The 16,133-nt window shown below is 58.7% G+C and carries 16 protein-coding genes; 6 read left to right on the forward strand and 10 right to left on the reverse strand.

Annotation, left to right across the window (positions count from 1 at the left end; all coding sequences use genetic code 11):
• Nucleotides 1-107: 107 nt before the first annotated feature.
• Both NKJ77_RS05315 and NKJ77_RS05320 read right to left on the reverse strand, forming a co-directional pair.
• A complete protein-coding gene (locus NKJ77_RS05315) occupies nt 108-524 on the reverse strand; it encodes a response regulator (protein WP_023804850.1) in 417 nt (138 codons plus the stop codon).
• Nucleotides 521-3,634, reverse strand: coding sequence for a CheR family methyltransferase (locus NKJ77_RS05320; RefSeq protein WP_023729494.1), 3,114 nt, complete (start codon nt 3,632-3,634; stop codon nt 521-523). Before NKJ77_RS05320 ends, NKJ77_RS05315 begins: the two co-directional genes overlap by 4 nt.
• Nucleotides 3,635-3,792: 158 nt before the next feature.
• On the opposite strand from NKJ77_RS05320, the gene NKJ77_RS05325 reads away from it, so the two are divergent.
• A complete protein-coding gene (locus tag NKJ77_RS05325; protein WP_050588792.1) occupies nt 3,793-4,347 on the forward strand; it encodes a response regulator in 555 nt (184 codons plus the stop codon).
• A 117-nt stretch (nt 4,348-4,464) separates the two neighbouring features.
• Entirely contained in the window at nt 4,465-4,641 is a 177-nt protein-coding gene (locus NKJ77_RS05330) for a hypothetical protein (protein WP_023681160.1), read from the forward strand.
• A 225-nt stretch (nt 4,642-4,866) separates the two neighbouring features.
• Here the strand turns inward: NKJ77_RS05330 and NKJ77_RS05335 are convergent, their stop codons facing one another.
• The 4 genes from NKJ77_RS05335 to NKJ77_RS05350 form a co-directional block, all read right to left on the reverse strand.
• The gene (locus NKJ77_RS05335; RefSeq protein WP_023830862.1) at nt 4,867-5,130 is read right to left on the reverse strand and encodes a hypothetical protein; all 264 of its coding nucleotides are present in this window, start codon (nt 5,128-5,130) and stop codon (nt 4,867-4,869) included.
• Between the two features lie 339 nt (nt 5,131-5,469).
• Nucleotides 5,470-5,634 (reverse strand): hypothetical protein, encoded by a 165-nt coding sequence (locus NKJ77_RS05340; RefSeq protein ID WP_023821865.1) that lies wholly within the window; start codon nt 5,632-5,634, stop codon nt 5,470-5,472.
• Nucleotides 5,635-5,880: 246 nt separating this feature from the next.
• Nucleotides 5,881-7,374, reverse strand: coding sequence for an alpha,alpha-trehalose-phosphate synthase (UDP-forming) (locus NKJ77_RS05345; protein ID WP_023830863.1), 1,494 nt, complete (start codon nt 7,372-7,374; stop codon nt 5,881-5,883).
• 384 nt (nt 7,375-7,758) lie between these two features.
• Entirely contained in the window at nt 7,759-7,983 is a 225-nt protein-coding gene (locus NKJ77_RS05350; RefSeq protein ID WP_023830864.1) for a hypothetical protein, read from the reverse strand.
• Nucleotides 7,984-8,175: 192 nt separating this feature from the next.
• On the opposite strand from NKJ77_RS05350, the gene NKJ77_RS05355 reads away from it, so the two are divergent.
• Both NKJ77_RS05355 and NKJ77_RS05360 read left to right on the forward strand, forming a co-directional pair.
• On the forward strand, nt 8,176-8,646 hold the full coding sequence (locus tag NKJ77_RS05355) for a GFA family protein (RefSeq protein ID WP_050589853.1): 471 nt from the start codon (nt 8,176-8,178) through the stop codon (nt 8,644-8,646).
• A 182-nt stretch (nt 8,647-8,828) separates the two neighbouring features.
• Nucleotides 8,829-9,713: an alpha/beta fold hydrolase gene (locus NKJ77_RS05360; RefSeq protein WP_352534478.1), complete on the forward strand. Its 885-nt coding sequence runs from the start codon at nt 8,829-8,831 to the stop codon at nt 9,711-9,713.
• On the opposite strand, the gene ligD is transcribed toward NKJ77_RS05360, so the two are convergent.
• From ligD to NKJ77_RS05375, 3 genes are all read right to left on the reverse strand, one after another.
• Complete coding sequence (ligD, locus tag NKJ77_RS05365) at nt 9,693-12,335, reverse strand: DNA ligase D (protein WP_352534480.1); 2,643 nt, start codon at nt 12,333-12,335, stop codon at nt 9,693-9,695. The genes NKJ77_RS05360 and ligD overlap by 21 nt on opposite strands.
• A 162-nt stretch (nt 12,336-12,497) precedes the next feature.
• A complete protein-coding gene (locus NKJ77_RS05370; protein ID WP_023687836.1) occupies nt 12,498-12,791 on the reverse strand; it encodes a hypothetical protein in 294 nt (97 codons plus the stop codon).
• Complete coding sequence (locus tag NKJ77_RS05375) at nt 12,788-13,012, reverse strand: hypothetical protein (protein WP_155921617.1); 225 nt, start codon at nt 13,010-13,012, stop codon at nt 12,788-12,790. The genes NKJ77_RS05370 and NKJ77_RS05375 overlap by 4 nt, the downstream gene beginning before the upstream one ends.
• A 192-nt stretch (nt 13,013-13,204) precedes the next feature.
• Here NKJ77_RS05375 and NKJ77_RS05380 point away from each other — a divergent pair, with 192 nt between their 5' ends.
• Both NKJ77_RS05380 and NKJ77_RS05385 read left to right on the forward strand, forming a co-directional pair.
• Nucleotides 13,205-14,197 carry a YihY/virulence factor BrkB family protein gene (locus tag NKJ77_RS05380; protein WP_023739551.1) on the forward strand — a complete coding sequence of 331 codons (993 nt, stop codon included), beginning with the start codon at nt 13,205-13,207 and terminating at the stop codon, nt 14,195-14,197.
• Nucleotides 14,198-14,270: 73 nt separating this feature from the next.
• Entirely contained in the window at nt 14,271-14,567 is a 297-nt protein-coding gene (locus NKJ77_RS05385) for a hypothetical protein (protein ID WP_023668045.1), read from the forward strand.
• A 91-nt stretch (nt 14,568-14,658) separates the two neighbouring features.
• Here the strand turns inward: NKJ77_RS05385 and NKJ77_RS05390 are convergent, their stop codons facing one another.
• Nucleotides 14,659-16,050 carry a phospholipase D family protein gene (locus tag NKJ77_RS05390; RefSeq protein WP_352534483.1) on the reverse strand — a complete coding sequence of 464 codons (1,392 nt, stop codon included), beginning with the start codon at nt 16,048-16,050 and terminating at the stop codon, nt 14,659-14,661.
• Nucleotides 16,051-16,133 lie beyond the last annotated feature (83 nt).

Here is a 16,133-nt window from a genome sequence, read left to right on the forward strand (position 1 = left end):
CATGCCAATCGTGCCGGCCGGATCGCAGGCACTTGCCGGCGACGCCGTCTCGGGCCTGGACCCGAATGTCGTCGCATATCTGATGAAAAACCAGTGTCTTTGTGCAGTTACCGGGCTTCTCGTTGGGTTGGCACCGTTCCGCTGTCCTGGTGTCTTGCCAAAGCTGTCGGTTGAACACCGAGCATATTTCGCACGGCCTCGACCAGCGCAGCAGCCCACACGGGTTTTGACAGCATCTTGTGATGACGCAAATCTTGCGGGATGTCGGATGCCGTGTACCCACTGACGAAAACAAACGGAATTCCGCGTTGCGCTAGAAGAGGGACAAGGGCAGCGCTGGTCTCGCCGCCGAGACCAATGTCCAGGACCGCGGCAGATATGACTTCACTCTCGATCAGCTTTTTCGCGCGAGCAACGGACGGCACTGGCCCGGCGATGGCGAAGCCGGCCTCTTCCAGAATTGCGCGGTGCTCCTCCGCGACCAGCCATTCATCTTCGACGATAAGGATACGAGATGCAGTCACGTTTCGCTCTCCCGATGATCAAACGGAAACTCAATCCGCAAGCTCAAACCATCGGAACCGAAAGATGTTTCAAAATTTCCGCCAAGCCGATACTCAATTTCGCCCTTCACCAGCGAAAGACCAAATCCCGTCTTCTCAGGCGGACTGACAGCGGGACCGCCGCTTTCTAACCATTCAAGCTGAAAACCGTGATCCGACGCCGACCAAGTCACGGACACCACGCCGTTTGGCACGGACAAGGCGCCATATTTTCCAGCATTCGTGGCAAGTTCATGGATCACCATGCCAAGCGACAGGCCCTGCTGAGGCTTGAGCCGAATGTCCTCGCCTGTGGTGTTGATGCGTTCCAGCCCGAACGGCTCGACTTCCTGCCGCACGATTTCCTCTACCGAGACCTCTTTCCAGCTTTCGCGCGAGAGCACTCCGTAGGCCCGCGCCATGGCGCGCAGGCGACCGATGAGCGCTTCGGCGAAAGCCTCCGAAGAGGGAGCATTTTTCAGGGTCTGACTGGCAATACTGACCGTAACAGCCAGCATGTTCTTGACCCGATGGTTGAGTTCCGAGATCAATACCCGCTGGTGGGCTTCGGCTTCAGCCATGGTCGTCACATCGACAAAGGTCACCACCACGCCCTGGATTTTCCGCGCGCTGTCGCGGTAGGGGATCAGCCGCACGAGATAGTGGATGCCGTTGCTATCGCGCGGCAGCTGGTGCTCGATCATCTCGCCGGCCCTGAAAACCTGGGCAATATGGTCGCGCAGGTGCGGATAATCGAGCCGGCTGGCAAGATCGGTCAGCGGTCTTCCGATGTCGGTCGGCAGCAAGTTGAAGAACGAAGACGCCGCCGGCGTGAAGCTGCGGATAACCAGCTTGGTATCGAGAAAAACAGTCGCGATCTGTGTGCTCTCGAACAGGTTCTTCAGATCGCTGTTGGCACGATCGAGATCCTCGATCTTGGAAACCAGTTCGGCATTGATGGTGTTCAATTCCTCATTGAGGGACTGCATTTCTTCCTTGGAGGCCTCGAGCTCCTCATTGGAGGACTGGGCCTCTTCGTTGACCGAGACGAGTTCCTCATTGGAAGATTTCAACTCCTCCAACGCGGTCTCATATTCTTCGATCGTCGATTGCAGGCGCTCGCGCGTATCGCGGAGCTCGCGTTCGAAATCAGCAATCCCAGATGCCACCGGCTGTCGAACCTTTAGAGCCTCCAGCCGCGGCTGCGGCTGGCCCACCGGCTCGAACAGGACGAGAAACAGCGGCTCGCCGCTGCCGCGATCAGTCAAGGGCTCGATCGTCAATGTGACGAATTGGACACGATCTTCATCTTCTTCAATGGCTATCGCTTCGCGCACAACCGTGCGCCGGCCCTCGGCGGCTTCCCGCAAAGCGCCGCGCAATTCCAGACGCAGGCCGCTGCGTGCCATTGTGAGCAATTGTCTGCTCGGCACCCCTTGCGGCGGCTCGAGATATTTGCCGGTTCGGACCGAGTAATAGACGACATCTCCATCACCATTGACGACGACGTGAGCCGGAGCGAAGCGTTCGAGAACCTGCGCTTCAACGGTTTGCCTTAGGGAATAAGACAAGCCGCGGCGCGCATGTGTGTCATTGGCGCTGGAAAAGTTGGTTGCAGGCGCAGCATTCAACAAGATCGGCAGCCGCGGCGGCGCCGAATGTTCTCGTGCCTTGAAGATCCGTTGTTTCTTGTCGACCGGTGCAAACAGGTCGGCATGCTGGCTTATGCTTTCGGAGGTGCCAAGGAACAGATAGCCACCGGGCTTCAGCGAATAGTGGAAGGTCGGAATAACCTGCTTTTGCACATCGGGGCCGAAATAGATCAGGAGGTTCCGGCACGACACCATGTCCATGCGCGAGAAGGGTGGATCGCGGATGACGCTGTGCGCCGAGAAGATGCAGAGATCACGTACGCTCTTGCTTAAGATGAAACTTGTGCCGTCATTGCTGAAGAAGCGTTCGCGACGTCCAGGCGAAACGCCCGCAAGCAATGACTCCGGATAGCGCGCCGAACGTGCGATGCCCAGCGCCGCGTCATCGATGTCCGTGGCGAAAATCTGGATGCGCGGCACAGCCGAAAGTGTATCCATATGCTCGCGCATCAGCATACCGATCGAGAAGACTTCCTCGCCGGTTGCGCAGCCGGGCACCCAGACGCGGATCGTATCGTTGGCGTCCTTGCCTTCGAAAAGTTTGGGGATGACGGTTTCTTCCAGGGTCTTGAAAGCGTCCGTGTCGCGGAAGAAATTTGTCACGTTGATCAGCAGGTCGCGAAACAGCGACCGCACTTCCTCCGCATTTGAACGAAGCAACTCTATATAGGCATCGATCGCGGTGTTCTGTGTTATTTGCATGCGTCGCCTGACGCGACGCAAGAACGTCTTGGCCTTGTAGCCCGAGAAATCATGTCCCGAATGGCTGCGCAGGATCGCGTAGATTTCTTCCTGGCCCTTGCGGAGTTTCAAAGCACTGGCCTTGCCGTCGTCAGCTTCAAGCTCGTCGAGCAGTTCAAAGCTGTGGGCAAATTCCATGAGTTTCGCACCCATCTCATCGGCTGGGATGGCGATATCGATCAGACCGGAACTGATCGCGCTGCGCGGCATGTCGGGATTGCTCGGACCCGACTCGTCGGAGAGTTGCGCCAGCGTCAGGCCGCCATTCTCCTTGATTGCCTTGATGCCCAACGTACCGTCGGAATCGCCGCCCGACAGGACGACGCCGACGGCGTATTCGCCCTGATCCTCGGCCAGCGCGCTGAAAAAGATATCGATGGGCTTGCGCTCCCTGGACACGGAATTCGGTTGGCGCAGCTTTAGGCTGGAATTTTCGATGGTGAGGATCGCGTTGTGCGGCATCACGTAGACGGTGTCAGGATGGATACCCATTCCATCTTCAGCGACACGAACCGGAATTCCGGTGTAAAGCGCAATCACTTCGTGCAGCAGACTTTCCCGTTCCGGGCTGAGATGCGTGACGATCACGAACGCCATCCCGCTCGAAGACGGCATCCCGCGAAAAAATCCCTCCATGGCGGCAATGCCGCCCGCAGAGGCGCCAATACCGACTATGGGGAACCTCGGCAGCTTTTGCATCAATTGTCCTGCTTCAGTGAAATGCAACGCGTTAGCGCTGATTTCGATCCAATGTGTAAACCGTTCCTACTCAAATTCCCATCCCGCACCGCCGATAGCCACGGAACCGATGGACGCGACCGCCGTTTAAAGCCCGGAGGGCTGCTATGTTATTAGGCATGCGAATTCTGCTCGTCGAGGACGAATTCTTGCTGGCAAGCGAACTTGCCTCTTATTTCAGCGATTGTGGGGCGACCGTTTTGGGGCCGGTGTCGTCAGTCAGCCGGGCTCGACGATATATCGATTCAGCGGATGGGGCGGTGCTGGACATCGACCTCAACGGTGAGACTGTTTTTCCCCTCGCCGATGAGCTGACGGACAGAGGCATCCCGTTCGTATTCTTCTCCGGAAACGATCAGATCACCCTACCGGAGCGGTTCCGGTACACCCAAAACCTCTCCAAGCCGGCCGGGTTCAGGACGGTTGCCGGGATCCTCGCCGCGCAATCAACAGCGCTTGGTGAAGACAATGTTTTCCGCGCTCTTCCAAAACTGAGGCTGTCCGCGCGGCTGCTGCTGGGCGACCCACAGGCGGCCGATCGCCTCGTCGAACGGACATTGAAGGCGGCGCTGGAGGAGCGGTTGTCGACGCGGCATGACCTTCCCTTGAGCGAATGGCTCAATACTCTCATGGAGGAGGTGCTCCGCAACGACAGGTCTGGCATCATGAATTAAGATTGTCCGATAGTTTGCCGCAGGCCGCCCTGTCGACCGCCCCCCGCCACGGTACCCCTCCCCAAGAGCGCTTCGCTTCGTCTTGCAAATACGGCCGCATTCCTGCTAGAAATCCTCGTGGCCAAACCTCCGCAAACCAAACCTGACTCATTCCGCGATCCTGTTGAGGGCGACGCACTCGCAGCGCTGCTCGACGAAATCGCGGAAGAGGAAACACCTGAACGGCTGTTAAAACTCGCCCTTGAGCTGCAGCAGCAACTGCTGTTGTCAAAGCAGCTGAAAAATCCCAACTGAACGGCCTGCAGCTAGGCATCTTGATTTGCCTCGAGTTCCACGATGGCGTCATCGCCTCGTTCGCCAGACCGATGCTGCTGCGGTAATCTTTCTGCGCTCGATGTGGGCGAAACCCCAGTCTCAATAGCTCAGCGGTTCCTGCGCCCAGAAGGCCCTGATCCCATCATGACGCCGATGAGACGACCAGGAAGATCAGGGCCAACTTGGGTCGCAGCCCAAGGTCGATCACTGCTGCCCTGGCATCTCGGTATTTTCTTGCGGGTTCTTTTTAACGCCGGGCGCGGGTGATGTCTCGGCGGGGGCATTGCCGCCTTGGTTCTGTTCCGGGGTGCGCTTTACTGGCGATGTCTGCCACGATCCGCCTGAAAGGGGTGTGAACACAAAGAAGGCTAGCAGGGCGACGAAGATCACAGCCGCAATGACGACGCCCCACCCGAGTACATTTCGGGTGCCACGCTGTTCTTCCTTCCGGGACACATGCTCCGTCATCACTGGACTCCTTTGTGTCATTCGACGAGGTACAAATTTATCGTGCAGATCGACCGCACGGTCTGCTCTTCCCCGACGCGTTCCGCCGGCACAGCCGAAGAAGCTGAAGCTAATCTTCTCCAGCTTTTCGGCTGCCTGGTTTGGCGGCCCGCTTTGGCGCTTTCGGCACTGCCGGTTGCCGCTCGGGTGCAGGCGGATTGACCGCCTCGTGCGCCAAACGGGCTTTGCGCAATCGCGCCGTTTTCTCTTCCCGCGCTTTACGCTCGGCTTCCATTACGCCTTGTGCGTAGAGGGTGGCTCGTGCGTCTCTGTCGTTTGCGGATCCACTGGCCGCCATAGTCAGCCCTCCGCCTTGTAATTTCTTGCTTCCTTCTTGGCGCCGTCTTTGCCGTGCTCGGCTGCAAGCTCTTTGGCCTGCCCGGGTGACACGTCGGTGGCTTCGGCCAACTTGATTGCCTCTTGTTCAGAGAGGTCACTGTCCTTTCGCCCGGGGTTCCTTGTCATCGCAGATCTCCTATCAGAACCCAAACGACCGGACCGGCGGTGTGTTCCGTGAGACCTTCGATAGTCCACCCATTGAGGCGGGCTATGGCGCTTCCGTCAAACGAGCGAAAAGGTTCTGATGCGGACGACAAGATACACGATCAGCTTCAAGGCCTTTCGAACTGCTCCGGCAAGCCGGGTTATGGCCGGGCTATGACCGTGTGGGACGCGTGACACACGGACGGATTCAGGCATCGATGCCAGGCGCTAGTTCTCGCCCGCGAGCGTGGCGAGAAATGACCGCCGCCATTCTGCTGCGTCATTGCGCGTGATGCGCTTGAGCAGTGCACTATGCCTTGCAATTCTTTCCTCAAGCGGCATCGCGAGCGCTTTTGCGATCGCATCGGCAACCTCGTCGACCGCATACGGGTTCACGATCAAGGATTCGGCAAGTTCTTCGGCCGCACCCGCAAAACGCGACAATACCAGCACTCCGGGATCGGCTTCGTCCTGCGCGGCTATGTATTCCTTGGCGACGAGGTTCATTCCGTCACGCAGGGGCGTGACCAATCCGACCTGGCTAGCGCGCAACAGGCCAGCAAGCCGAGAGCGTGATACGGCACGGTGGATGTAGCGGATCGGGGTCCAAGCCAAATCCGCGTATCTTCCGTTGATCGCGCCGGCGGTTGCCTCAAGCTGGGCCCGGATGTCGGCATAGGCGCTGACCTCCTCGCGCGTCGGCGACGCAATCTGCAAATAGGTTGCCGCTCGCTCGTGTTCCGGATGCCTTTCCAAAAGACGAGCGAAAGCCTGCATGCGGCCGGGGAGACCCTTGGAGTAGTCCAGCCGATCGACGCCGATGATTTGCTTGAGGCCCAGAATCTGGCGGCGCATGGAATCGATCTGCACATCCTCCGCCGCCTCATTGGCCATGCGTGCGATTGAATCGACGTCGATGCCTATCGGGAAACACCTCGACAACACCGTGCGGCCGTTCATCTCAGCCGAACCATTGATATCAAAAGTAATGGAGTTGGCCGCCTGCACTGAGCGCCGGAAATTCCCCAGGTCCGTTTCGGTCTGGAATCCCACGACGTCATACTGAAGCAGATCATCGATGAGTTCTTCATGGTCGGGCGTGGCTACAAACAGGTCGGGCGGCGGGAACGGTATGTGAAGAAAGAAACCGATCCGATTCCGGACTCCCAGCCGCCGCAACTGGGCGGCCAAGGGCATAAGGTGGTAGTCGTGAACCCACACCAGGTCGTCGTTGCCCGACAGCAGTCCTGCGAGCGCCTTCGCGAACCGCGCATTGATCTGCCGGTAGGCGTGTAGAAACTCTGCTCGGTGGTTCACGAGGTCCAGTCGGTAATGAAAAAGCGGCCACAGCGTGCTGTTGGCATAGCCATTGTAATAGAGCGAATACTCCTCATACGGCAGGGTAAGCGCAGCCGTCTCGATCTTTCCCACGCGTTCCAAGCGGATCAGCGGTTCGTCGCTCGCGGCGTAGTCCTGATACTCGGCGCTTGCTCCTAGCCATAGGCCTCCACGCTCGGCCAACGCATCCCCGATGCCTACAGCAAGTCCGCCGGCTTGCGACGGATCGCGAATGTTTCCCAGCCTGTTCGAGACGACAACCAGACGACGCGGGACCGCGCGATCGCCAGTTAGCTCAGCCTCCCCACCTACGGCGTCGCGCTCAAGGGGATCACCAACCGTTTGCGAAGCCTCGTTGAGAATTTCATCCGGTCGCTGCAACAAGAGCAAATCCTGAGCGTGAAGATCGCTTGGGGAACGGTCCGCGCGTGCGATTGTTCCCGACGTAAGTGTCCAGCCGGATTCGCTGGATCGCATTCTCGGCCCGCTCGGGCGCCTTTTTCAGCGGCTCTCGCGGGGGGGCCTTCTGATGTTCGACCTCGTGTGAAGCCTGCCAGAAAAACAGGTACGGGGCTGCCGGTCTGTTATAGGTCGCGATGCCGCCAGGATCGTCGTCGGACGCACCGGTGATGAGAGCCCGATCCGGCACGCCGAGCAGCCGCGGCTTTGGCGACGGCCGGACTTACCGCTTTGGTATTCATGCTGCCGGATCCCCTGCCCTGTCATATCAACTCCCCACCTTGGCAAAAGCCTCAACTGACCAAACCGTCAGTCCACCTCGATTACCTTGCGCGTCGGCTTTCGTTGGCGGGGCGGCGGCTTTACCGCTGCGGGCGCGGGCGGGGTCCGCGCTATCGATGCCTCCAACAACTGTCGCTGTTCTCTAAGCCGCGCCGTCTTGGCTTCCCTGGCATGCCGCTCCGCTTCCAACAGCAACTTGGCTTCTCGATCCGCCCTCTCGATCTTTTCCCTGTCGATGCGTCGTGTTTTCAAGGTCGCCTCCTTTGGTCAGACGGCGAACAAAGTGCGGACCTGAAAAAATGTTCCCAACAAATTAAGGCCTGACCTGCCTCAAATGATATTGACGAGCAGCCCGCCGGTTGCGCGCATCTGCGGCTCTGTGACGTCCAAAGGAACTGCTTGCCGTCCGCGGCGTTGCGCCACCACGCTGGCCGGAAGATTACCATGGACGACAAACCCCGAACGACGATCAGAAAACCGGCCCGGATTGATCAAGGGCATTGCTTTTGCGGAGTCATCACAGCTGAATTCAGTGGCGATCCCTTTTGGATTTGTTTCGACCACGACGATGACTGCCGACGAGCGATCGGCAGCCCACTGACGATCTGGATTGGCTATCGTCCAGATCAGGTCGATTGGCTCGGCTCCAAACCAAAAACATTTTCGAAAACCAGGGGCGTCGTGCGCTCCTTCTGTTCGGAATGTGGCACCTCGATTGGGTACACCGATGAAGGCTTGCCAAATGAGTTCTACATCTCGATCGGATTCATGGACGCGCCCGAGAAGTTCCATCCCCAAGCTCAAGCCTATTGGGAAATGCGGCTGCCGTTTATCAGGATGGATGACGGTTTGCCTCGCGTCGAGGGCTACACCCGGGCGCGCGACCCCGCCCTGGGCAATCCCAGAGACCGGTGAGGCAGGAGGCTGGATCTCGGGCGTCGTACCTGCAAGCCAGCGCCAGGGCTGGCGGAACGGCGGCCGAACCATTGGAATGAGAGAGATCTCCAAACGGACAAATGCCCGAAACCAATTTCACCGGGGTGGGTTGAAGATGGACATGCGGGACTTGTTTTCACAGTCTGACGACAAAGAAGCGGATGTTTGAAGGATTCAAGCTAGAGACTGTGGATCTGCCCGAGTCCTCACTGCGAGTCAGGTATGGAGGTTCAGGCCCGCCGCTTCTTTTGCTGCATGGCCATCCTCGGACGCACGTTACCTGGCACCGGGTAGCCCCACTTCTCGCCGCCGACCACACAGTTGTCTGCCCCGATCTGAGGGGCTTTGGCCGGTCCTCGGTACCGGCGGACGCCGTGGACCATGCTGGATCCTCCAAGCGTGCCAAAGCCAGGGACTGCATCGCTCTAATGCGACATCTCGGCTTTGGCCGGTTTGCGATCGCAGGCCATGACCGCGGCAGCTACACAGCGTTCCGAACAGCCATGGATCACCCGTCGGCGATCAGCCATCTGATCGTCATGGACAGCGTCCCTATCCTGGAAGCCCTCGAACGCTGCGACGCCCGCTTTGCGAAGCTCTGGTGGCACTGGTTCTTTTTTGCACAGCCGGACAAGCCCGAACGCGCAATCATGGCCGATCCTGACGCGTGGTATGGCGGCTCAGCCGAGTCCATGGGGGCTGAGGCCTATGTCGACTACAAGGACGCAATCCACGATCCGAATGTTGTTCACGGCATGCTTGAAGACTATCGGGCAGGTCTGGCCATCGATCAATTGCACGATACCGATGACAGGAAAGCTGGTCGCCGGGTCGCGTGCCCGACCTTGGCGCTCTGGTCCGCCCGCGATGATCTTGAGGCACTTTACGGCAACGTGCTGGATGTTTGGCGACCCTGGACCACCGAACTGAAGGGCCAACGGATCGATAGCGGACATCATATGGCCGAAGAAGCAGCCGACGCGGTAGCCGCAGCTGTCATGGCGTTCTTGCGCGAACCGACGTCGTCATGCGGCGAGCTTTGCTGAACCGATCCGTTTGATGGCGATGCTGATCGACCGTTCGCCATCGTCGTAGTCGGCCCAGGCGACGGTCTTTTCCAGGTGGCCCGGAACCGTGCGAACGGTGTATTTTTTCGGATCGAGATCCGCCTTCACCTGACTCCAGGTCAGCGGCATGGATACAGTCGCGCCTTCCCTGGCGCGAGGGGAGAGAGGGGCGACGGCTGTCGCCATGCGATCATTCCTGAGATAGTCGAGAAAAATCCGGGATGTCCGCAGCTTCTTGGCCATGTTGACGAGGTAGAGATCCGGGCTGTCTGCCGCCATCTGGATGCAGACGGCCTTTGCGAAGGCCTTGGCCTCGGCCCATGTCGTCTTGCTGCGTTGGGCCGCCAATGGCGTCACGACATGCAAGCCTTTGCCGCCCGTGGTTTTGCAGAAGCTCACCAAGCCCAGATCTTCGAGACGATCGCGCATTTCCTTGGCAGCCGCGACCACCTTCGCAAAAGGGACTTCCGGACCAGGGTCAAGGTCGAAGACAAGTCGGCCAGGTATTTCGGGATGACCCGGCTGGCAATTCCAGGGGTGAAGCTCAAGGCCGCCTATCTGGGCGATCGCGGCCAGACCCTCGACGCGGTCGATTTGCAGATACGGTTTGTGATCGCCGAAGACTTTCACCAGTTCCAGCAGATTGGATGTGCCTGGCATTGCGTGGCGCTGGAAAAACTGCTCGCCAGCGTAGCCATCCGGCGCGCGCACGAGTGAACAGGGACGACCTTTGATATGTCTGATCATCCAGGGGCCAACGGTCTCGAAATATTCTGCAAGATCGAGCTTGTCGACGGGCTGACCGTGGCCGGCATTCGGCCAAAGCGGCTTGTCCGGCTTGGAAATGATGACGCCCATGACAACCGGGCTTTTTCCTGTCTTGCCAGTCACCTTGGCAGGGTCGGCAATCGGCGTCTCTTGAGGATCGGCTGGACGCTCGGCCTCGACGTCTTTTGCGGGCTTGTCTTCACGCAGGCCTTTGAAGGCGGCCTGCCGGATATTGCCACCCCCGGTCCAGCCGGCGAACTCGATTTCCGCGACCAATTCCGGCTTCGTCCAGAAGACGGTTGAATTCCTTTTCGGTGCGCCATCGCCGGTAAACGGCGACGTCGCGGCTTTCATCTCCTGCAGCCTGGGCATCAGCTGCTTGACCTTTGCCTCGCTGAATCCGGTCCCCACACGGCCGATATAGGCGAAATGTTCACCGCGATTGACGCCGACGAGCAATGACCGGAATTTGCCGTTGGTCGTCGACCAGCCGCCGATGACCACCTCATGCCCGGCGCGGCATTTCGATTTGGCCCAGGTGTCGGTCCTCCCCGAAACATAGGTTGCATCGGCCCTCTTGGAGACAATCCCCTCAAGCGACAGGCGACAGGCAGAACGCAGCACCGCGTCGCCGCCATTGCTGAAGTGCTCGACATAGCGGATGAGATTTTGCGCGCCGCGATCGACTTCGCCGAGCATCTCGCTCAGACGTTCCTTCCGTTGTGAGAGAGGCATCTTTCGCAGATCGACGCCATTTGCGAAGAGCAGGTCAAAAGCAAAGTAGATCAGGTCCTTCGTCCGGCGCTCCGACAGCGCTGCCTGCAGTGCGGCAAAATCGGGCGCCCCGTTCTCGCCAAGCGCTACGATCTCGCCGTCGATGATGACGTTGGGGAGGCTGGCGGCCTCCTTTGCGATGGCGCCAAATTTCTCCGTCCAGTCAAGACCCTTGCGGGTCTTAAGGGCGATGTCCTTGTCTTCCACGCGCAACTGGACGCGATAGCCGTCAAACTTGATTTCGTGAACCCAGTTCGTCCCGGCCGGCGGCCGGGAAAGCGTTGCGCAAAGCTGTGGTGGGATGAAGTCGGGCATCTTCGCCGCTGAGGCACCAGCGGCTCGCTTCGGCCGCGGAGCAGGCTTTGCCGACCTGGCGGCGCGCTTGTCGGTATGGCCGCGCTTGCTGTCCCAAACGGCATCCGCATCGGCCAACGATGAACCTTTCATCATGAACGGCTTCGGACCTGCCCCCTTTCCCGCTGCAATCCTCTCCATGCTCCGACCCGAGGCGACGGATCGATCCTGAGCCAGCACCGCATCGCCATTGCCCTCTGTCGCGTATTTGTCGCGGTGTTTGATCAGCAGCCAGTTGGTCCGCTTCCCGCCATTGCGGTCATGCTTCATGCGCACTAGGACGAAGCTTCCATGCAGGCGCTTGCCCTGCAGCGTGAATTTCAGGTCGCCTTTTTCCAACGCCTTTTCGGGAGACATGGCGCCTTCCGGTTCCCAATATCCGCGATCCCACAACTGCACCGTGCCGCCACCATATTGTCCTTTGGGAATCGTGCCTTCGAAGTCGCCGTACTCCAGCGGGTGATCCTCAACCTCCACGGCAAGTCGTTTGTCGTGAGGATCCAGTGATGGACCTTTGGTCACAGCCCATGATTTGAAGACCCCGCCAAGCTCGAGGCGAAGATCATAGTGCAGCCGCGTGGCCGCGTGTTTTTGGATGACGAACCGGAGTCGGTTCGAACCCGCAATCGAGCTTTCGCCGCTGGGCTCTTTCGTCTTCGCGAAATCCCTTTTGGCCCGGTAGGTTGAAAGCTCGCCCGTTTTCATGGAAGTGCCCCGACTAATGACGCAACGCCGGGACTCAACGCAGTGGGTGAGATTTGGTTCGGTTCATGGCCGAGACGACGCCGATGCTGCTTTTCCGCTTCAGAGTGGCATCGGCGTCAAATGAGGCCTTCACGGAGACTACAGGTGTCGTCACCGCTGACGTTAAGGTTCCTTGGTTTGCCCAACCATTTTTGCAAGCTCTGAAAATGGTGGGATGTCCAGTTCGCCTTGCGCGTTGTTTGCGATCTGCAGAAGCCGGATCGGGAAGCAGATCGCGTCACGGTTGGCCGGTGACATGTCTTCGTAGGTCCGCTCGTCACCTGTCATGGACGCCTCTGCCTTTCGCAGGGCGGTATCGATCTCGTCAATTGACAGCAGACCTTTGTGAACGAGCAGGTTGTTGATTGACGCGACCGCCATCATCAACCCTTCAAGCTGAAGATTGGCAACGTTCATGGCTTGACCGTGTTTCCGCCGCCCGGCCTCGCCGGGGCGTTCTGGCCATCGGATTGGTGCGTCTTGTCATCCACTTCGTTGACTGGCCGCGTCAGACCGACCCCACTCTTGGGTTTCTTGTTGCCGGCCGCATCCTGAGAGAACGCATCCGAAGGATCAGGACCTGTTCTAGCCGGGTACTTCGTTGCGCCGGTCTCGCGACGGTTTTCATTATCAGGCATTTTTGATCACTCCAATCGGATGACCGATAACCATTACGAGCCCGGCGAGTTCCGGCGCCGCATGGAACATTTCTGGGCGTGGTGCAGAGACAAGCGGGCGTGTCTCGGCAGTCACGCCTCGCGCACTGGCGGCAGGTCTCGCTTTCGTTGCCCACAGCACTAGGTTACTCGTTGAGGCAAAAGGAATTCCCCATGCGGGTGGCACGCGAAGCCTGGGTTCTTGGCAAGGAGAGCATCCTCGGATTCATCAACGACAATGCCCTCAGCCACGGTGCGGCGATGGCATTCTATGCCGTTACGTCCCTGGCCCCGATCTTGTTGATCGTTGTTGCGATTGCTGGACTTGTCTTTGGGCATGAAGCAGCTCAACTCGCTCTGTCGGCCGAAATCGCAGGCGTGATGGGATCGCAAACCGGCGACCTTCTGCGCAGCACCATCGAAAGCGCTTCTCACAGAACCGCCGGCACTGTTGCCACTTTGGTGGGCATTGTCACCCTCTTCGTGACAGCCTCAGGGGTGTTTGGCGAAATGCAGCTTTCGCTCAACACAATCTGGAAGATTGAGCCACCACCCATGTCTGTGTCGCGATTGGTGCGGGCGCGGGCGGCCAGCCTGGGTCTGGTTGCAGCGTTAGGATTTCTACTGCTTGTCTCGTTGGCGGCGAGCGCCGCCATTTCCGCACTTGGCGCTGCCATCAACGCCCATCTGCCGTTCGGCACGATCATTCTCGCGTCGATAAACGGCATTGTATCATTCGTGCTGATTTCCGCTCTGTTTGCCGCGATCTTCAAGATCCTGCCGGACCGGTCGCTCGCTTGGCGCGATGTCGCAATTGGCGCGGCAGTGACCGCTTTGCTCTTCACCATCGGCAAGTCGCTGATTGGCTGGTATATCGGAACCAGCGCGATCGCATCCTCCTATGGCGCGGCGGGTGCACTGCTGGTCGTGCTGCTTTGGGTTTACTATTCGTCTGAGATATTCCTGCTCGGCGCCGAGTTCACGCGGGCCTATTCCGTCCGTCTCGGCAGTCGGTCCGACCTTCAACCGATAGTGGAGGCAGAGAGCCCGTCGCGACAGACATCGAACCCTGGGCCAACCATCCAGCGCGAGGTGCAGGCCTGGATTGTGATCACGGGTTTGCTGACCTTCGTGGCGACACGGGTCTGGCCATCGCGGCGATCTTAGCTGCTTCCCACCAATTCTGTTTCTTTGGAACGCAACCCGGACACCGGAATTGCATAGGAACAGGAGGTTGCCCATGCCAAAATTCCGCTTTGAGACGACAGTATCCGGCCAGACTACCGCTCTCGAGGAAGAGCTAGCGAGTGCGGAGATGGCCAGTCCGAGAGCAATAGAGATGGCGCGCGTAGCGGTGGCGGCGGATCCTGGGTCAGGAACCAAGCAATCGGGATCGACTATCAAGGTCTACGATGAAGCCGGATACCTGGTCGCCACAGTCAATTTTTCCGACGTGTTGCCGAGTGATCCGGACGCCGGACAGCATGGGATTGGCGACGCGGTTGTCGAAGAACCGGGTGTGATGCGGTCTGGCTGATCCGTGGTATATCAGGGTTTCACGTTTCGCTCACGCGATCCCCGGCAGGGCAATTCGCTGAGAACGCGAGGTCCTCGCCCATCGTCAGATGCTAGAGCTGAGATTCGATCGGGAGGTGACGGACGAAGACCGCCAGGATACGGCGAAAAAATCCGGCTTCTGGTTCATGCGTATAGTCCTGAATCTTGCCTTCGCCGCATCCATGCCAATGCAGAACATTGTGCTTCAGTTCGAGCCGATAGCTTGTTTCCGGAGATATTTCCGATTGGAATCGATGCCGCAGCTCGGCGACCAATTTCGGATCCTCAAACAGCACGCCCATTTCCGAGTTCAAGGACACTGACCGTGGATCGAAATTGAAGGAACCGACGAAGCCGATATTGTCGTCGACGGTGAAAGCTTTCGTATGCAGACTGGCGCCCTTCGAGCCAAACACCGAGATTGCCGAGCGCCGGTTGAACGGCTGAAGCTCGAAAATATTGACGCCATTCCTCAGCAGCCGCTTGCGATAATTTGCGTAAGCGCCATGGACTGCGGCGACGTCCGTGGCGGCCAGGGAATTGGTCAGAACCGAAACGTCAACACCGGCGCCGACAAGGTCCAGCAAGATCGCTGTGCCCCTTTTGCCGGGGATGAAATAGGGCGACACAATTTCCAGACACCCGCGCGTGGATTGGATGATCGGACGCAGCTCTTTCATAAGCCAGCTGCGACGTCTCCAACCACGAACCTTCTCCGGCGGATCGGAAATAACCCGCACGCCATCCACCCAATGAACGTCGTTGCTGGCCGCAATAAACTCCGTGATCGAGCCGATGCCGTTCAGGAATTTGGGATCGGGGCCGGTATCGCTTCCTTCAAGCCATTTGGCATGCTCATGCTCAGCCACTGATCCCAAGGTTTTGATTGGCTTGGCTTCATTGCAAGCCCAGAAGGCATCGAATATCGCCGCGGTTTGCCGTACCGCAGGCCCCAGGAGCAGCAGATCGAGGTCCCGGAAATTGGTTTCTGCCGCATCGAAATAGGCATCGCCAACATTCCGACCGCCGACAATGGCAAATTTGTCGTCAACGATCCAAGCCTTGTTGTGCATCCGTCGCGTCAATGCAAAGAGCCGCAACAGCACTTCCACACCACGCATGATCCGGCCGCGCCTGATACCGCTCGGATTGAACAACTTCAATTCGATGTTTGGATGGTTGTTCAGCGCCAGATATGCCGCATCATTTTTACGCGGATTGACGTCGTCAAGGAGCATGCGCACCCGAACACCGCGCTCAGCAGCTCGAAAAACCTCGCGAAGCAGCAAGCGGCCGGTGTGGTCATCATGCCAAAGGTAATACATCAGGTCGAGGCTGCGCTCAGCGCTCCTTGCCGCCAGCACGCGCACAGCGAAAGCGTCATAATTGTCCGAGACAAGCAGCAAGCCGCTCTTGCCGGTTTTGATGTTGTCGTCTGCGGTTCGCGAAAGTGATACGTCCATAAAAATTGCCACCTTTGGACGGCGCTCGCTGCCATCCCGCTCAAATCATAGCTAGAACCATTCTGAGGTATTCTGGTTGCATA

Origin of the sequence: Mesorhizobium sp. M0052 (genome assembly GCF_040323255.1) — a bacterium.
GTDB lineage: Bacteria > Pseudomonadota > Alphaproteobacteria > Rhizobiales > Rhizobiaceae > Mesorhizobium.